The sequence below is a fragment of the Bradyrhizobium sp. B117 genome, from assembly GCF_038969555.1.
In the GTDB taxonomy this organism is placed as follows: Bacteria; Pseudomonadota; Alphaproteobacteria; order Rhizobiales; family Xanthobacteraceae; genus Bradyrhizobium.
Window position 1 is genome coordinate 2713398 of record NZ_CP152414.1, and the last position, 16885, is coordinate 2730282.

Here is a 16885-nt window from a genome sequence, read left to right on the forward strand (position 1 = left end):
CCGCATCCACCGTCCCGGCGACGGGACTTCGGGCACCGGGCTTCAGTTCATCCCGGTTGCGTTCTTGATCTCCTCCACGTCTTCTATGCTGCGATTGAGCCCGCTTCGGCCCATCGGTAAGTCGTGCCATCGACCCAGATCCGATGCAGGATCACTGCGAGCTTGCGTGCCAAGGCGACCTTTGCGCGCTTCGAGCCTCTCCGCTTGGCGACGTCCATCCCCCAGCGTTTGAGTTTTGAGAACCGCGTGATGCGCGATAGCAGAACGTTGGCGGCTTCATACAAGGCCGTCCGCACCGTCTCATCGCCGGCCAGCGTGATTCCGCCCGTGACGTCCTTTTCTCCCGATTGATATTTCTTTGGCGTGAGCCCGAACAGCGCGCCTGCTGCCTTTGACTTTACAATGCGATGAGGATCATCAATCGCCGATTTGTAGGTGATGGCCACCAGGGGACCAACGCCTGGTACTGTCATAAGCCGGCGGCAGACTGCATCATCACGCACAATTGCCAGCACAGCCTTGTGTAGTCTTCCGTATTCTGCCTTCAGGGCCGATCGTGCCGAAAGCATCGCACCAGCAATGCGCTCCAATGTCGCCTGGCCTGCAACCAACTCTCGAATCCGCGCTTCGAAATTCCTTCGCGTCACCGGGCCAACCTTCAGACCGAAGCCGCGCAAAATCCCTCGGATACTTAATTCTACATCGATCAGCCGCCCGAGAAGCTGTTTGCGTGCGATCAGGAGTGCCCGGATCTCTTGCGCATCAACCGACTTTGCGTGTACCTGCCGAAACCATCCCATCCGGATCAACTGGGCGATCCCGCGGGCATCCTTGCGATCCGTCTTGACCGTCATTGCAGATAATGCGGCCTTCACGTGCCGCGTTTCCAGCAGAACTGTTTCAAATCTTGCACCTTTCAGGCCTGCATGCAGCCATTGCGACAGCGGCCCAGCCTCCAGCCCGATCCGCTTCACTGCAAAGCCGAGCGTCTCAAAAAACTCAACTAAGGCGTCGGGTTCGCTTGCGACCTTCGCTTCCTTCAGGATCTTACCCTGGGCGTCCACAACACACACGCTCGACAGTTCCAATGACACGTCGATTCCGGCATAATTCTCCACGGCTGTCCTCCGTCTCCAGATGCTTGGGGCCGACTCAAGTCGTGACCCCGTTTCATCATCTATCGGGGGACAGCCACCATCATGACCCCTTGCTCCGGAGCCGGGCCCATTACCGCATCTAGCTTGGGGCGATTAGGAGGAAATATTCAGACCGGCGAGAACTATATCGCAGTCCAAATGGCGACGCTTGGTTCATCGGGGCGCGAGCCGACTAGCGGTCATGCTTTTATTATTCATCAGCCCAATGCCCCTTCTGGTGGCCGCCTTTCTCACATTGAATTTGGGCGAGCTCTTGCGTGACGGAAATGGAGTCGAACAGCAAGCGTTGCCGCGACTGATCGGAACACTGGTCGAGGTACCGCTGTTTGCCCAGGTCCGGAAGTGCTCCCCAAGGCTAGCAACAGACCCGCCGTTACTCAGTTCGCTAAGTTTGAACGCAGCTAGTCCCGGGACTCGGCGTTCTGAATGATCTCACCATTCAGCCATTCTTGCTCATCGGCCAAGGTCCTTCATGCGGTTTCTATGCGCTTGTACCGGTGGAAAGTTGGATCCTCGGCAGCGCGCTCGGCAGTTCTCTGCATTTTGGAATGCTGCGATTGCTTCATGCTGTCCTCCGTTAGGATGGACATGGGATTGGCCCGGCTCGCGATCAATGCAGTCCGGTCTGACAATTCTCCACCTAACGGGCCGCAAATCGGCCTAGCTAAAAGCAACGCGACGCTAGGTACGGAAGAAAACGAACCAGACAACGGCCATAGCGAGCACAGCGACACTTACGCTGATGAGAAGCAGCAAGAGGATCGAGGGCCCGGGTTCGGCTTGACGCGCTTCCATGGGTGTTTCGATAATGATGCCGTGCTTTTTCTTCACCATGGTTGCACCTAAATTTTGGGTGCTAAGTCGGCGCGGTCAAATACCGGGACAATCTCTACATCCTCCGTCAAGGCACCCGATGGCGTGTCTTCCGCAGCATGGCGCAACGCTTCGGTGCTTGCATCCAATCCATCGGTAGTTTCGTTCGCGCCGCTACCAGCGTCGTGACGACGTGACGGGACTTGATGGCCCGCATCGGCTTCTGTGTTGGGTATCTTTGTGGACATAAGATATCCTTTCGTTTTGGATACCAAGCTGTCCCAACGACTATGGTTCCTACCCTGGCTGAGCGCCGAGCAAGCGCAGGCGTCTTTGTGCACACGGGAGGTTACGCACAAAGTTGGGTTCAATTATGTCTCATGTCACTGTGTTGTGCGCTGCCAGCGCACGATGAAAGTCAGGTTGGGCTACCGCCGACGAAGCAATTCCTTATTGGCAGCAAGCGCGGATTGTGCGCGTCATGAGTGCGAGTGTAGCGCGGATGAATTTGGTCTGCCTACCGGCGGAATCTCCCCGTCCAGCCACTGCTGCTCCTCGGCGAGCGCGCGCCAAGCCGCCTCCATGCGTTGATAGCGGCGCGCGGCGGGGGCCGTCCGAGCCTGCTCCGCGAGGTGCGCGCAGTTCTCGGCGCACTCAAGATATTCGCGGGTACGATACATGATACTGCTACTCTCGACTGATGGGTGTTGCTCTCCTGCCATTCTCCAGATCGATGTCCGGCCGGTCAGGAGGGAGTTGATCCTTCTCAGGATTGCCCTTCCACGGTTCATTTGTCTGCTTGTGATGGGGGGCGTCAGTCTGCTGCCGCGGATCATCCAGCGGCGTCTCGCGCGGGTCTTCGTCTTGTGGGCGTATATTTTCGTCTTGTGGGCGTATATTTTCCATGATGGGTAACGGAAGCGGCTGGCGATCCGTTCCTACGGTGCATAGCAACAAAAAGCTCCCAAAATGCGTTTAGGGGGCATGCAGCGCATAGCCCTATCGCCTTCATTCTTGCCAGCGTGGTTCTCGCCCTCCCCTTGTCGGGAAGGGTGGCGCGAATGCGAAGCACCATAGCGCCGAGCAGTCCACCACAGTGGGAGGGCGAAGTAGTCCGCCATCCACACTTAGCCCGGCACTTCATCGGTGCTACGTTTAATGAGTATGTGTTCAATCTGGGCACAGATCCATGTCGGTGCGTGGGCTGGTCACCGAAGAGCCAATCTGCACTCAGGCATCGAAAGCTGCGGCGGAGCTATGCCAGACCATCTGGCGCGCCGTTAAGCGGCGGGTTCTCAATGGCATCGATCCGGAGCATCCCCAGAACCGTGAACCTAATGGTGTTATCGAGTTAGCCTGTTGAGAGTTGCCTGAGCCGCACCGCGTAACTTGCCTTGCTGTTGCATTAAAATGACGAGAGCTCCGCATGAACGCTGATCGTCACTACGCCGTCGCCTCTATCTTGTTTGATTACGTAAAAAGCCCATCCTTGAAGCACCTGCGTGAGCCGCATAGCGTTCACAAGGTATCGCGCGAGATTGTGAAAGCGCTGGATGGAGCAAGCTCCGTGTGGAAGAAGTGGGGAGAGTCGGCGAGAAGAGGCCGCACAGGCAGCGGCTCCATCTGGATACCCGTCGAGGACCTCCAGGCGTTTCTGAATACGTTACCCGGCCTGCCGTTGACGAAAACGGATGTGGAGCAGAGTCTGCGCGCTATTTGGGAAGAACCACATACAAGTTATCCCAAGGACGAACTCAGAAATGGCTGTGTCGCATTGTGTCAGTCAGACAAGGGAAACGGCACCGAGATGCGCGCGATCATTGGAGCGTTGCAGGAGCGCATCGAGCGCGAGGAAGACAGGCTTAGAAACGGAGCAGGAGCAAAGCTATCAGCGCTGGAGAGAGGAAGAGCGAATAAGGCTGGAACAGCGGTTTCTGTTGGGCGCGGATTGTGCGTGGACCAGAATCGAGAGATCCGAAGCATTCTATTGTCGCCGCAACGGTCGTGCGTTCCGCATCGCGCAGGGCAAAGACAAGCGCTGGACCCTGTGTCGGGTTGAAGAAATTGACGACGAGGGCGAGTTGCTCGGCACTTATCAAGGTCGCGGTGATGCGAACAAGGCACTGAAGAAGATTGCTTACGCTCCCCAGCCGCAAAGGTAAGCCCCCCTGAAGAGAGTTCACCAAAGCGGAGTCGGTCGAGATTTGCTAAAGAAAGTATGAAAAGCTTATCGGTTTCTGCCGACGTTGATCGAGGGCGCGTTCTGCAGTCGGATGAACTGGACGAACTCGAACCGCAACAGGAGATTGACGGCATGGCGAAGGGATAGCAACGCGGCAATCGCGAAGCCAAGAAGCCGAAGAAAGAAAGACTAAGGTGGTAGAAGACTAAGCGCATGAGAACGGACCTGCATCAGCGGCTCGATTTCATTTCGGGCTCGATTTCCAAAGCGCATGAGAGCGGCGCAGCGCGTCCCGGGTGATGTCCCGCCAGGGACGTCGCATCGGCACATAGATGGAAGTAACAGATCGTCGTCGCACATGGCTACCGACCGTAGGCTGGGACCCGTCTGTCAACCACCGGCGCCTATGACTGGGCCTTGGCCGGTGGTAGGGCAACCGCAGGAGATGAGGTCGTTTGGCCCCTGAGAACAAAAACGCCGCCCGCTTAAATAAAGCGCAGGCGGCGGCTTACCAGCCCGGGAGGGAGACTGTAAAATCCCGGTATAGGTTGGTCTCTTCGTGGGGTGTAGAAGTTCATCACGCGAACGAGAGCCAAGCTTAAGGTGGCGCCTGTAGTCCGGCGAGGTCAACCACCTGTTGATCTCTCCTGCGACATCGATGTGCCTGGCCTTTCGCAAGAGCTCTGCGCGGCGAATGCCAACGGGCAACTCCTTGACCTGTAGACTAGGCGGAGATTGATCGCCTCCTGTGCGAGGCGATATTCGAGTGTCGATGATTAGTGTGAGGGCCGTCGAGCCGCCATGTTTGATGCTCCGCTGCGGGTCAAGCGGGAGCGGAACTTGCGTTCACATCACCGTAATTGTTAAGGGCCGCGCGATGGCGGACAGTGCGCCTTTCGGTGCTGGATAGCGAGCACTTGTTTCGGCTCCCGCTAGTGAACTATTCGAGTTTCTGCCGCAGGCCGACTGCCGTCATGCGGTAATCGCTTCCGCGCGCGGGCTGGTGTTCGCCACCTATGTCAGGCTCGTAAGGCCAAACGCCGCCAACTGAGGCGGCCTCTCTGCGCTGGTAGGTTTATGTCGGAGCGCGCAGACCTGGTGAATCCAGCCACTTATTGACGATAACCGAGTTATCGATCCGGTTGGCCATCCGTAGAAGCTCGTCGCGTCGAACGCCATGAGGCATACCCTCAGCCTGCTTGCGCAAGTCAATTGCCTCGTCCTCTAAGCGGTATTGAAATATCGATGATGCTTGAACATGGTGCTCGCTGTTCGGTTAGGCGGGAGCGCAATTGGCGTTCTCAGCACCGATAGAAGCCATGAGCCGGACGGTGATGGGCGTTGTTAACACTTGTGGCAGACCAGGTCTGAGCAATTTTGACCATCCGCTTGCGCGCACTCGGCGACCGGCCGGCGCGCCCCATAAGAGCACGAGTCGGTTAGAACGGCCCGCCAGGCGACGAGAATTTAGTGGTGGCTTGCCTTCAATATGCCGAGGCGTCCGACGCCGGCGGCCTTAAGCGGGCCTCCGCAGGAGGAACCACTGCGCAACGCTTTCGTTGTGTGCTCTCCCAACAGCAAAGGACACGATCATGGACCGCGAACATGTGAAGGGCGCTGCCGACAAGGCAAAAGGCGCCATCAAAGAAGGTGCCGGTAAGCTCACTGGCGACAAGGACATGGAAGCCGAAGGCAAGATCGACAAGGCCAAGGGATCTGCCCACAATGCGGCGGGAGATGTGAAGGATGCAGCGCGGGACGCCGCTGACGCCCTCAAAAAATAAGCAGAAGAGAAGACAAAAACTAGCCGCCTCCGGGCGGCCCTCTCTTTCTGGTGGGCAGACGGCTTCTTGGATCTTTGTTCCGAAATGGCGCGAGGCTTGGAAAGGCCCGTCTCGCCCCGACCCTCAATTTTCGTGTGCGCCGGCCATTCGCTGCTCTTCCTTACTGAGGTTTTCAGCCACCAAGCGTGAGGGAGCGTTTGCATCCCATAGGAACAGCTAGTCAATGCTTGCGTTGGCCGCCACGAACTCTGCTCAGGAATATTCGAATGCGGAGAGAGCGTTGGATTGGTGATCGACGCTTTGGCGTCAATTACTTTGATGGCACGTATCTGCACGCAGATCCTTTCAAACGCCTCGATTGACCTGCAAGGTGTGCCGATATCCGATCCGTCTCTGCTTATGGTCTCAGAGAACAGCCCGTATATGTGAGTGCTAGGCCGCTCTAACGCTGCTGGTACGCCCTAAGCGTACGGTGGCACGTTCACTAGCGTACCTATCAGGCGCAGAAGGGCCTGGTGCTCGGGTCCTTTCGGCTCACTTCGCAAGAAATCGCCGAGTTCAATGTGTGTCAGTCGGCCGCCAGAAGGCGCATTTGGCTGATGAATGATGAAAGCATGTCCATTGGCCGGCTCGCGTCCCAGAAACCAAGCGTCGCCGTTGGTATCACGATATAGCTCACGTCGTTCGCTCATCTGACGCTCCTTGTGGGCTAAACCTTCAAAATTCATCTGGTCAGTTTCCCCGATCGCAGATCGCGGCGGCGGAGAAGTGCCTGCGTATCAGCTAAGCCCGATTCCTCTGCTTACCTCGCGGGCTTCTCCTGGCGCGAGCCCAACAGTCAGGCCGAGCGCTGAAGCTTGCTCCCGGGCGGTGCCCCCCGCGATCGATTAGTTTGGCGGTCCATCCCTCAGGGATGGCATCCAAGACGAGCTGAACGCCTCTTCTTCCGTACCGGCTGCTAACCAAAACCGGCACTCGCCATCGTCAGTAGTGACCTGCAGAAGATGCGCTTCCATGCATGTGAACAGCCAAAGCCATACTTTGTTGCTATCCCCCTACTCGCGCCGCACGTCCTAGGGCGGCTCTGCCTACGTGAGCCACGGTGGCGGCTTCCAGGGATCGAGCCCAGGAAGCACCGTGGCGGCATTAACGAGACGTTCGACAAGGTCCCGCGCCGGCTTCGAGGCGGCATGGCAGAGGTGGCTGGCAACGCGGTCCGAGATCGATTACGAGGCTTGGCGCAGCTAGCGCGACTGGACCGCCTGGAAGAACTGCATGCACAGGCTGGCTCTGCCGTTGCCGACTCAACCGCCGGACGGGAACGCCCGCTGCTCTTGCGGTGAGATGGTCACCATCCGCACTCTGGATGGCCTGCTGAGGCCGCGCTGAGGAACCGGCAAAAGAGGTTTGTGATCGATGGCGAGGCCGTGATCCTGAGTTTGCCGCCCTTGGCTCCGGAATGACGCCTAGTTGGTTCTCCAACCGTACAGGTCGGCCCAGAGCGGTTCGGACTTGTCGAGGAAATCGGTGAAAGCGGCGCTCTCGAGAACTTCAATCTCGCGGGGCTCGTTGTTGTGAAGTTGTGCTGGTAGCTGAGCCGGCCACTGACCACTGCGAAGCGGACAGCGAGCTCGCCGAGAAACGCTTGTTGCCCTGGCGTAAGGCGGGGCCCACGCTGATGCAGCATCAAAGCCGGTCACTTCAGCGAACGTGGGCAGCCGGCCATCCGGCGACACGGGAAGCGGAAGGTGAGCGACATTGAGCATGTCACTCAGAAGGTTAAGGGTGCTTTCTATTTTGGTTTGCCCGCGACGTGGGAGCACGACGAACCTGTTTCTGTTTTTTTAACGAACTGGGCCATCGGGCTTGCGAAGACAGGGGAGGCGAGTTTCGCCAGAATTTGTCTGACGCTCCACGAGACGGCCCGCCTGCGCGAGCTCCTGGTTTATTGGATGGCTCCACCCCTTGAAAGGCGCCCGGGAGCATCTATTTACATCCACACACCATCCAGACGGATGGTGCAGGGATGTTTCACTATGGCCGGAAATACACACGAGCTGCGACCCAAGGCCCCCGACACCGAGAAGATCACGATCAACCTTGGCTATGTCGACCTCGGTCATGTCGATCTCATGGTGCAGGAAGGGTTCTATTCGAACAGGACCGATTTCATCCGGACAGCAATCCGGAACCAGCTCGAGCGACACGTAGAGGTCGTCAGACAATCCACGGCCCGGAAGAACTTGGACCTCGGGCTGCGCAACTACACACGCGAGGATCTCGAAGCGGCGCGGCGCGCCGGCGAAATGCTGCAGATCAATGTTTTGGGCTTAGCCACCATCGCCCAGGACGTCACTCCCGAGTTGGCGCGCGCCACGATCGCGTCGGTTTCGGTGCTGGGGGCCCTACACGCCACTCCCGCGGTCAAGGCCGCTCTCGCCGACAGAACGAGGTGAACGATGCTGAATCAAGACATAGTCCGCGAAGCAACCCGCCTCACGCGTACCGGCCAACTGGTCGAGGCCACCGCGCTGCTGCAGCGCATGCTCCAGGGCGATAGCGCTCCAAGACCGGCGTCGCGCAGCGCCTCTCAGGCTCCGCTCTCGCGGCTCGATCCGCTTACCATCGACGCCACGGCCGACGTCGTCGAGGAGCGGGAAGCTCCGCAGGCCTCGCCGGCCCGCTCTGGTCAGGGACGCAGACGCTCCTTACCGCTCGACGGAATGCGGGATTTTTCCGGGCTTGGCCTGCGAAGTCCGATTACGCGCGCTCCTCTGTCGCCATCGGACATCGTGCCCGAGGGCACACGGTTTATCGCCGGTACCTTCAGTAACGCCGCGGGAAGCCGGACCTACAAGCTGTTCATCCCGAGCCGCTGCCAGGGACAACGGCTTCCCCTGATCGTCATGCTTCATGGCTGCACCCAGTCGCCCGACGATTTCGCGGCCGGCACCCGGATGAACTTCCTGGCGGAAGAGCAGAATTGCTTCGTGGTCTATCCTGAGCAGCCGAGCGGAGCCAACCAGTCGAAGTGCTGGAACTGGTTTCGCACCGGTGACCAGCGCCGCGGTGAGGGCGAGCCTTCGATGATCGCCGGCATTACCCGCCAGATCATGCGCGACCATCCGATCGATCCGAAGCGCGTATACGTCGCGGGTCTCTCTGCCGGTGGGGCCGCCGCTGCCATCATGGGCGCCACGTATAGCGACCTATACGCGGCCGTCGGCATTCATTCAGGCCTGGCGTGTGGGGCCGCCAGCGACCTTCCCTCCGCGTTCGTCGCCATGCGGCAGGGAGGCGGCTCCAAGGCAATTGCGGACGGCAAAACTTCTGTGCCGACCATCGTTTTCCATGGCGATCGCGACACAACGGTGCATCCAAAGAATGGCGATCAGATTATCGAGCAGGCCGCCAGGGCAACGAGGCCGACGATGAAGGTGCTGCGCGGACGCGTACCCCACGGCCATGCCTATACTCGCACCGTCCTGATCGACGGGGCCGGTCGGGCGACTTCCGAACACTGGAACATCGATGGCGCCGGACACGCGTGGTCAGGCGGCAGCCCCGCCGGGTCCTACACTGACCCGCAAGGGCCGGATGCCACGAGGGAAATGCTGCGCTTCTTCCTCGAGCATTCGCTCGGTGGGTAGTCTGGCTTCTCGGGGCGGCTCAGAGAACGTGCGATTTATCTTAGTTCATGCGACCAACAGTGCACGGGCTTGGAACGCCACGTCACAGAGCCTGTTGTCCTTTCAGAAATGACCGTTGTGGTCGCACCCCCATTTTCTTGGAGCGTCAGATGAGCAAACGCAAAGCGGCGACAGCGGCAAAGCGCGCCCGCAACCCGAAAATGGCCGCGCGGGCCCAACGGAACAAGCAGGCCATTGTTAGAAGCCCGAAAGACAATTCACTTCACTCTGCTGCGGCAGACTCGGTCGAACCGCCTCCTGAGCTTCATGATGATCCTAAACACCAGGTTCCCATCATTGAGCCTGAGGCGGATGCCTTAGTAGGTGACCGCAGCCAGGGAATGACGGATAGCGATCCAACGAAAGGCTTTGCTCTACCGACAGCAAACATGCAGGCGTATCAAGCGAAGCTTCTTGAGATAGCCGGGGCCAACGCGCAATTCGCTTTTGAATTCAGCCTGAGACTTGCGACGATCAGGTCACCAACTGAATTTTTCGGCGTCATTACGGAGTTTACGAGCAGACGGGTCGATATGTTCGCGCGGCATTCGAAAGAACTGGCGGCATATCCGTTCTTGCGGATCAAGCCGCCCCGAGAAGTCACGGCTCTGCCGGGACGATAACTGCAAGCCTTACCCCGCTGCGGCAAAGGATGGACGCAAACGCGGATCAAGCACGCGGGTCACGGTTGCTGCTTTCGGCTAGGGAGCGCGACTCACAACGAGGGAGCGGAATCAGCGCCGGCCATTTTGGTGCCGATCTTTGTCTTGACCGCAGTTTCTGCGTGAGGGGCCATCAAACCGCAGTCAGGGGCAAGTGCCTTGCCTTGCGACGCCGCTCTTCAGATGGGCCCATCAAATTGGAACACGCCAAGGATGTCGGGCTCGATTTGCTTCCCTGGCAACGGCAACCCGCGATTTCTGCGCTGTACCCCAAGAGTTAGCGGACCGAGGCTGCTGGCGCGAGTTGAGGACCCTGCCATCTCCGGGACGCGGGTTCGGAATCAGGTTTGTTCGGAAGATCGGCGGAAGCTGGTGCAAGACGGCGCCTGCGGGTTTTTGCCAATACTTAGCAGGCGGTGCACGCCTACATCTGATCGCGTCGGCGCTCTCGCAGCCTCTGAAAAACCTTCCCGACATGGCGACGAACGTGTCAATGGCGTCGGCGACGCATCGCGGCGGCCGTCCGATATTCCGGATAACTCCGCCGGTGTGTTTTCTCGCTGAGCCGCCCCTCGAGAAAGGCGCGCGCATAGATGCCGGGCGAACTGTGGCCCTGAACCAGGATCAGATCGCCGCCATGGTTCTCCGAAGCTGCCAGGCGGTTCGAGCGCGACGCGCCCATCCTTGACGAGCAGACGACGTCTGTTCTGCTGGCTTATGCATGGCCGGGAAATGTGCGCGAGCTTCGCAATGCCGCCGACCGTTTCGTGTTGGGTGTGCTCGACGGCAAGACGATCAACAAATCCGGCCTTGGCGGCGCGGACGTCTCGTTGCCTCGCCAGCTCGAGAACATCGAACGATTGATCATCGAGGATGCATTGCGCCGCAAGCAGGGCGACGTCCAGGCAACAGCTGCGCTGCTCGGCCTCCCCAAGCAGACCTTGTACGACAAGATCAAGCGTCTTGGGGTGAACGTCGACGGCATCAAGGAAGGTTCGAGTCTCCGCCGGGGATTGTGTTCGAGTACGGACGCCGGGATGACGTGCCGCCGACGTTACCCGCCATCTTGAAGGCCGCGGGACAGACGCGGCGCCGGACCAGGAAACGCACTCCCTGAGATCCCCACGAACTGCCTCAGGCGACAGATCGAATAAGATAAGACGTAGCCGAGTTCCGGGCACCCCTGACCGAGGTCGCACAGTCCGAAGAGGCGATCGGGCTCGTTTGGGTCGACTTCAGTGATGAGCCACGCGGCTTGAGCCGGTGTGAAAAATTTCGCAACTGGTACGTGGCACCGCCGTTGATTGCGTTCACCAAGAGTTGGACGCGGTCTGCCACCGTGAGGAGATCGACGTTGGACATCAAGCCGCTCCCAGTCAGAGCGTTTGAGTAAATCGACGATTGGATATGTCGCACAATTCATTGGTACAAAGGGCAAATTGGTCGGTCTGGTAAGTGACTTTTGCTACTCTCGATCGGTCGCTCCCTCGGGGGCACCCCGTCGTCTGATCTCGTCCTCGATTTCTTCAAGAAAATCGAGGATCTCGGGAAAGTCCATGTCCTCAAGCGCGTCGAGCTTATAACGCTCCACGATCGTCAGCTCAGCCTCTGAAAAAGGTCCGGCCCCATTTTGCATCACCGTCTCCCGGTTTATAGGACGAGCAGGCAGGCGAGAGCGACTGATGGCGTTCTCATCACCGATAAATGCCTAGGGCCTCGCGGTGACAGGTTTTGTTAACATCTACGGCGGTACCGAATCTGAGCAAATTTGACCATCTCGCCACAAGGCGATGGGGAGAGCCTAGCACTCGTCCTTGGCTCTGTGATGAAGATTAAAAGCGTGTCGTACTTGTCGCGGGCTTCGGTACCAGCGCCGTATCGGCCAGGTCGCCATAGTGTGGTGGATTGTAAATTGTCGTTGTCAGCGTCTGCCTTGGCTTGTTCGCTCAGTCTTCTCGGGCGTCCAAACGGACATTGCCTCAATAATGACTTTGCTGCGGCTTATGGCGCCGACGGCAATTTGAACAAGGTGCCAATCGTCCAACAGCTTCCCGCCAGAATGCAGAATCCATCCCGCATGGTGTGGTCAAAGACGATCGCCCGATCGAGGGCGACTGGCCCTATCTGTTGTCCTCCCGAATGGGAATCAGGTCTTGGCCGCTGTCTTGGCAATCTCCGTCTCGATGCCGGTGGCGCAAGCCTTGGCGAATGAGTAGTCCATGCTCGTGGACGCCACACTCTTCACGAATTCGCTGACGACGTTTTCTCTGGAATAAAGGCCGGTCGCCTTGAACTTCGCGAGAGCGCCGTCCGCGGCTGTAAACTGAGCGACACACAGCGGTACCAGAACGGACATCCGGCCACTGGTCTCCGCCGAGACCCGCATGACCCTGGCGGACTCCCCGGTGACCCAACCGCCCCAGGCAAATCCAATCGCCATGGTCGCCACCGCGCCGAAAGCAATTCCTTGAAGGAAACGGCTCCGCGCCTCGCCTTGTAATATTGCAGGAAGCTTCATGATGGTTGCCTTTCGTGAGCGCATGAGGACGTGCACCGGCGCTGCTGACGCACGTTGGTAAAATCCAGTTTTATGATTGCGCCTTCCGATGGCACGTGAGCTGCTACTACGACGACGCGCGGCGACCTCGGAGGTCGCTGCTTCCTGGGCAGCTTCAAGGTGAGCATCTGCCAACCTCTAGCCATACCCTATATCTTCGGATTGACCGTGTAAATGACGTTGCGCTCTGCTTCGACCGCACGTTCAGGCCGCGCGACGAGCCTTCTTGGCTTTGCGCTAGCCAGACAAACTACTTTGCCAGAGCGTCACGGCTACGACCAGTTGAGTGTAATTGGCGTGTCTGAACTCCTCATCCCAACGAATAAGATCGTACGCGATCTTGTCCGGCGTATAGGCACGAAAGTTGAAGCCAGCAGAGAGATGCCGCGCGGCGGCACCATCCAGGGCTTCCTTGGTGACATCCGTCATACGGCGCCCTTCTGCAAAACCGGTTTCGCTGCTGAACGTGCTTCCGTTCAAGGCCAGCCTCTTCGTTCGGATGACGCTGCGCTTCGTAGCAGGGAATAGCCAGTGAAATCGGGGCTCGCGAGCATCAAATCGAAGGTCTGTCCGCTCCCTGCCAGGTCGAGATAGTTGTGGCTATTGCAGCTCCGGAGGTGCACGCTGTCCTTCAGGCAGAGATGATATCAATCGGTCGATCTGTCAGACGCGCTGCCGTCGCAATGGTCCGGAAGGCAATTGCACTTCGTCGCTCCCTGGTCGTGTTTGAGAACAGCGCAAGGAGCTGTGCGATGAGCGGGCCGTCGTGGCAGGAGTTCACTGGAACCCTAAGCGACCGCGGTCATTAGCTGGAGGCGGGAGCGAAAATGGTCGGATTCCCGCCTCTCCTCCCGCGGCATCGCCGTTATCGCCCTCCAATCAATGATGTCAGAGATGTCCAGGTCAAAAGCAGTTCCGCGGAAGACGTCAGCGGGGACAGCTGAGCAAGGACGGGCGGTTCGGCTGACGCCCGAGCTTCTCGACCAGGTTGACGCATGGGCGCTCAGCCAGAAGCAGAGGCCTAACCGATCAGAAGCGGTACAACTGCTGGTGAAGACGGCGCTCGAAGGGCTGCGTGATCGGCCCATGCGCGAATCTCCAGAGTCGAATCGTGAGAGCCCTCGGATCCGCGCAAAGGAGCTTGCCTCTGACGCGCTCGACCGGCTGGCCGATACGGGTGCGACATCCGAAGACAGGGCAAGCCGGAAGAGCAGGCTGATGAAAGGTCCCGAAGAATTTCGCAAGGTCCGGCGGGACAGATCGAACAGTTGAGGCTGATCGTGTGACAGGACGACAGCCGCATCGATGTCCGAGTCTTCAGGCAAGCGACGCACCGATTGGCGGGACTAATATGTGTTCAATTTCTGGAGCGCTCCATGAATCGGTATTTCTTTGACATCCAAAGTGGTCGCGATTTCTTTGCAGACGAGGAAGGTCTACCCCTTCCCAATCTGAAAGCCGCCGAAGTCAAAGCAATGCAAACCTTGACTGGAATCGCCCAGGAATCCGTCTTCCCAAGCAAGCGGGCGGATTTGGCAGTGGAAGTGCGCTCGAGCACCGAACAGCTGTTCTGCGTTTCGATAGTCCATCGGAACTCGAGCACCAAGCATTGAAGCCGGTTCCCCCAAGGCCAATATGGTGGTGCTAGCTTGCATCCGCACAGATCGACGCAGAGGTGCGCCGGGTCCTGCCCGCGACGTGAGTGGAACGATCGCTTTCCGATATCCCCGCGTCCTGTAGGGCAAGTGCAAAACGACCGTTGTACCGCAGGTTCCGGCCGCAAAGTCGCGCGGTTCTCCCCGCTGGCGGAGCCAGTTGTGACAGCTCGGGAGCCAGTGGCTATACTCTAGGCTCGGCGCTTCGGAAGGGCACGGCATTCGCGAGCAGCGGGCTTGTGCCTGCTCGATCTAGGGCTCGCGTCATCTACTTGGGGGCGGCTTTGAGTACTTGGGGGCGGCTTTGAGCAATTCCACTGAGCGGCCAAAGTACGAACGCCTGGCTGACTTCATTCGACAGAACCAGGCTCCGATCGTGAAGGAATGGACGGAGTTCGCTCGAACTCTGTCACCGGCCAGCGATCGGATGACGAAGTTGGCTCTGGAAGATCATATCTTCGATCTTCTTAGGTTTGTGGCGGACGACCTCGAAACCGCACAAACCCCGCGGGAGCGATTTGATAAATCGCGAGGCGACGGCCCGAAAGATAGCCCCTTTTCTCAAAGCGCGGCTGAGCTCCATGCCGCTCTGCGTCTGGCCGACGGCTTTAACATCGACCAGATGATCTCGGAATACCGGGCGCTTCGCGCAAGCGTCGTCAAGCAGTGGGTTGCTCATCATCGAAGCCTTGCGGACACCGATATTGAGGACTTGACGCGGTTCAATGAAGCGATCGATCAGGCCGTGACGGAGTCGGTGGCCCACTATACCAAGACGATAAATGACTCGCGCAACCTGTTTCTGGGCGTCCTCGGCCACGACCTGCGCAATCCTCTCGGCGCCGTTTCAATGGGCGCTCAGTGGATGGAGCGATCGGGGACAACCGACGCGAAGCAGGCCAAGGTTGTTTCGGAGATCAAGCTGGCCGCAGGGCGGGCGACGCGAATTCTGAACGATCTGCTCGATCTCACACGCTCGTCCTTCGGCACTCAAATCCCCGTTACAAAGACCGAGAACGACGTTGCGGCTCTGTGCCAGGAAATCGCGGATGAGTTTCGCGCCGTCAACGCAGATAGGAAACTTTAAGTCGCAACGAAGGGCGATCCGTTGGTTTCCTGCGACCGCGCCCGCCTGGGACAGGTGCTGTCCAACCTGATGGGCAACGCGGTCCATTATGGCGACGTAGCGACGCCCATCACAGTGACCGTCGCAGGTAACGATCCCGATGCTGTGACCATCAACGTGCACAATCTCGGCTCCTCAATCCCGCTTGAAGCGCAAAAATCAATCTTCCAATCCTGGACGCGAGGCCACGATGACGGAAGTCCGCCAGAGCACAGTACCCACCTCGGCCTTGGCCTCTACATCGCAAAATTGATCGTCGAAGCCCATGGCGGCGAGATCTCTGTGGCATCCAACGAAGAAACAGGCACGTGCTTTTCGATCCGACTGCCTCGCAGGTGACGGTCATGCTCTGAGGGGAAGGGGTGGTGGCGTTCGACGCGCTCACCCTGCGGCGATGGGCGGGCAGGGTCGCCAGACGCACATTGCCGACGGGGCGACTTCCACGCTCATTCGGCGGAAGTGGCGGCGCCTCATGGTGAACCCTTGGAACCGTCAGCCGCATTGTCGATGCAAAGACTGCTCAGAAACAATCGGCCATTCGGAACGTCGGCTGCTGCCATCGCTTGATGTCCGACCGGGTGGCGTCTCCTGCATTAGAAAGAGCTGATATGCCAGAGCAAAGCTCTCCTCGCGGCAGTTGCATCTTGATCGTCGAGGACGAACCGATGCTCCTCTTGATGGCGAACGACATCGTCCAGGATGCGGGGCTGCATCCGCTCCTTGCCGGCAATGCCGATGAGGCCATCAAGATTCTTGAAACCCGACAGGATGTCTGCGTGGTCTTTACGGATGTCAGGATGCCTGGCTCGATGGACGGGATTGGGCTCGTGGAAGCCGTTCGCGAAAGATGGCCACCGATCCAGCTCCTTGTGGTCTCCGCCCATCTGGTCGAAGGCTCTGAGCTACCCGATGGGGCAAGATTCTTCCGCAAGCCATACCCGTCAGAGGCGATCATCTCGACGCTCCGAGAGCTTGCTGCCTGATCGTGAGGAGCGTTTGTCCGCACAACGGGTTGCTGAACGCCTTTGGCGCCGGCGTCGCTCCGATGCCCATCTGTGCTCGCGCGCTTCGCATTTCCTGTGGGGGCGTTGATCCTGCGGGCGCCGAGCGCGGGTCTCACCAGCTTCTACCACCTGATCAATATTGACCAGCGCGTCGCACCTTAAATTGCTACGCTTGATGCATCGCCGCGCGGCCCTCGGTATCTGTCGGTGATGAGAACGCTGTCGCGCTCCGGCCTTCCCTGGGAAAAGGAGCACG

Annotated in this window: 18 protein-coding genes and 2 pseudogenes; 10 read left to right on the forward strand and 10 right to left on the reverse strand. The window is 58.9% G+C overall.

Annotated elements, in window-relative coordinates; all coding sequences use genetic code 11:
* Positions 1-83 precede the first annotated feature (83 nt).
* The 5 genes and pseudogenes from AAFG16_RS13265 to AAFG16_RS13285 all read right to left on the reverse strand — a co-directional run.
* Positions 84-1118 carry an IS110 family transposase gene (locus AAFG16_RS13265; RefSeq protein WP_342739401.1) on the reverse strand — a complete coding sequence of 345 codons (1035 nt, stop codon included), beginning with the start codon at positions 1116-1118 and terminating at the stop codon, positions 84-86.
* Between the two features lie 720 nt (positions 1119-1838).
* Positions 1839-1991, reverse strand: coding sequence for a hypothetical protein (locus AAFG16_RS13270; protein WP_018640764.1), 153 nt, complete (start codon positions 1989-1991; stop codon positions 1839-1841).
* A gap of 8 nt (positions 1992-1999) precedes the next feature.
* Positions 2000-2218 carry a hypothetical protein gene (locus AAFG16_RS13275; protein WP_141379029.1) on the reverse strand — a complete coding sequence of 73 codons (219 nt, stop codon included), beginning with the start codon at positions 2216-2218 and terminating at the stop codon, positions 2000-2002.
* 231 nt (positions 2219-2449) lie between these two features.
* Entirely contained in the window at positions 2450-2650 is a 201-nt protein-coding gene (locus AAFG16_RS13280) for a hypothetical protein (protein ID WP_014493160.1), read from the reverse strand.
* Positions 2651-2670: 20 nt separating this feature from the next.
* Positions 2671-2876, reverse strand: a pseudogene (locus AAFG16_RS13285) (hypothetical protein); the annotation flags it as partial.
* Positions 2877-3396: 520 nt separating this feature from the next.
* Here AAFG16_RS13285 and AAFG16_RS13290 point away from each other — a divergent pair.
* Both AAFG16_RS13290 and AAFG16_RS13295 read left to right on the forward strand, forming a co-directional pair.
* Entirely contained in the window at positions 3397-4029 is a 633-nt protein-coding gene (locus AAFG16_RS13290; protein WP_249163003.1) for a hypothetical protein, read from the forward strand.
* Positions 4030-5744: 1715 nt separating this feature from the next.
* Positions 5745-5936 (forward strand): CsbD family protein, encoded by a 192-nt coding sequence (locus tag AAFG16_RS13295; protein ID WP_028170261.1) that lies wholly within the window; start codon positions 5745-5747, stop codon positions 5934-5936.
* A 461-nt stretch (positions 5937-6397) separates the two neighbouring features.
* On the opposite strand, the gene AAFG16_RS13300 is transcribed toward AAFG16_RS13295, so the two are convergent.
* Positions 6398-6664 carry a hypothetical protein gene (locus tag AAFG16_RS13300; protein ID WP_248879326.1) on the reverse strand — a complete coding sequence of 89 codons (267 nt, stop codon included), beginning with the start codon at positions 6662-6664 and terminating at the stop codon, positions 6398-6400.
* Positions 6665-7972: 1308 nt separating this feature from the next.
* On the opposite strand from AAFG16_RS13300, the gene AAFG16_RS13305 reads away from it, so the two are divergent.
* The 4 genes from AAFG16_RS13305 to AAFG16_RS13320 all read left to right on the forward strand — a co-directional run bounded on the left by AAFG16_RS13305 (position 7973) and on the right by AAFG16_RS13320 (position 11357).
* On the forward strand, positions 7973-8392 hold the full coding sequence (locus AAFG16_RS13305; RefSeq protein ID WP_036003746.1) for a CopG family transcriptional regulator: 420 nt from the start codon (positions 7973-7975) through the stop codon (positions 8390-8392).
* A gap of 3 nt (positions 8393-8395) precedes the next feature.
* Positions 8396-9586, forward strand: coding sequence for a PHB depolymerase family esterase (locus AAFG16_RS13310; protein ID WP_342739402.1), 1191 nt, complete (start codon positions 8396-8398; stop codon positions 9584-9586).
* A gap of 149 nt (positions 9587-9735) precedes the next feature.
* Positions 9736-10248, forward strand: a complete 513-nt coding sequence (locus tag AAFG16_RS13315; protein WP_211434493.1) for a Phasin protein — start codon at positions 9736-9738, stop codon at positions 10246-10248.
* A 773-nt stretch (positions 10249-11021) separates the two neighbouring features.
* Complete coding sequence (locus AAFG16_RS13320) at positions 11022-11357, forward strand: helix-turn-helix domain-containing protein (protein ID WP_014493172.1); 336 nt, start codon at positions 11022-11024, stop codon at positions 11355-11357.
* An 89-nt stretch (positions 11358-11446) separates the two neighbouring features.
* On the opposite strand, the pseudogene AAFG16_RS13325 reads toward AAFG16_RS13320, so the two are convergent.
* From AAFG16_RS13325 to AAFG16_RS13340, 4 genes and pseudogenes are all read right to left on the reverse strand, one after another.
* A pseudogene (locus tag AAFG16_RS13325) lies at positions 11447-11572 on the reverse strand (DUF2958 domain-containing protein); the annotation flags it as partial.
* Between the two features lie 180 nt (positions 11573-11752).
* Positions 11753-11923, reverse strand: a complete 171-nt coding sequence (locus AAFG16_RS13330; RefSeq protein ID WP_157786125.1) for a hypothetical protein — start codon at positions 11921-11923, stop codon at positions 11753-11755.
* Positions 11924-12433: 510 nt separating this feature from the next.
* A complete protein-coding gene (locus AAFG16_RS13335; RefSeq protein ID WP_342739403.1) occupies positions 12434-12805 on the reverse strand; it encodes a hypothetical protein in 372 nt (123 codons plus the stop codon).
* 276 nt (positions 12806-13081) lie between these two features.
* Positions 13082-13324, reverse strand: a complete 243-nt coding sequence (locus AAFG16_RS13340; RefSeq protein ID WP_249131485.1) for a hypothetical protein — start codon at positions 13322-13324, stop codon at positions 13082-13084.
* Between the two features lie 896 nt (positions 13325-14220).
* On the opposite strand from AAFG16_RS13340, the gene AAFG16_RS13345 reads away from it, so the two are divergent.
* The 4 genes from AAFG16_RS13345 to AAFG16_RS13360 all read left to right on the forward strand — a co-directional run bounded on the left by AAFG16_RS13345 (position 14221) and on the right by AAFG16_RS13360 (position 16608).
* Positions 14221-14457 carry a hypothetical protein gene (locus AAFG16_RS13345; RefSeq protein WP_036043705.1) on the forward strand — a complete coding sequence of 79 codons (237 nt, stop codon included), beginning with the start codon at positions 14221-14223 and terminating at the stop codon, positions 14455-14457.
* A gap of 346 nt (positions 14458-14803) precedes the next feature.
* Positions 14804-15586 carry a histidine kinase dimerization/phospho-acceptor domain-containing protein gene (locus AAFG16_RS13350; protein ID WP_342739404.1) on the forward strand — a complete coding sequence of 261 codons (783 nt, stop codon included), beginning with the start codon at positions 14804-14806 and terminating at the stop codon, positions 15584-15586.
* Positions 15587-15607: 21 nt separating this feature from the next.
* Positions 15608-15964 carry an ATP-binding protein gene (locus AAFG16_RS13355; protein ID WP_342739405.1) on the forward strand — a complete coding sequence of 119 codons (357 nt, stop codon included), beginning with the start codon at positions 15608-15610 and terminating at the stop codon, positions 15962-15964.
* 305 nt (positions 15965-16269) lie between these two features.
* Positions 16270-16608, forward strand: a complete 339-nt coding sequence (locus AAFG16_RS13360) for a response regulator (protein WP_100213765.1) — start codon at positions 16270-16272, stop codon at positions 16606-16608.
* Positions 16609-16885: the final 277 nt, after the last annotated feature.